At 62.4% G+C, this 279-nt stretch carries 1 protein-coding gene; it reads right to left on the bottom strand.

The window, feature by feature from the left end:
- Positions 1–279: ATP-binding cassette domain-containing protein (locus KZZ04_RS18960; RefSeq protein ID WP_219423807.1), on the bottom strand; the 279-nt coding region annotated here is incomplete at both ends.

The raw sequence follows: 279 nt of genomic DNA, 5'->3' as shown, positions 1-279 counted from the left end.
CTGCCCCTTTTTCAACGCTTCCATAACCACCGCTTTCGGGCCGTCCGCGAGGATCTGCCCACGGTCGACGACCAACAGACGGTCCACCAGAGAAAGCAGCGAGGCACGGTGGGTGACCAGCACCACGGTCTTGCTTTGCACCACGGCTTGCAGGCGTTGTTTCAAGCGTTCTTCACCGGTGTTGTCCATGGCGCTGGTGGGTTCGTCCAGCAGCAGGATGGGCGGGTTGAGCAACAATGCACGCGCCAGGGCGACGTTCTGACGTTGGCCGCCGGACAG

It is taken from the genome of Pseudoalteromonas sp. CR1 (genome assembly GCF_019392235.1).
Taxonomy (GTDB): domain Bacteria; phylum Pseudomonadota; class Gammaproteobacteria; order Enterobacterales; family Alteromonadaceae; genus Pseudoalteromonas.
This window is presented reverse-complemented; position numbering and strand designations above follow the sequence as displayed.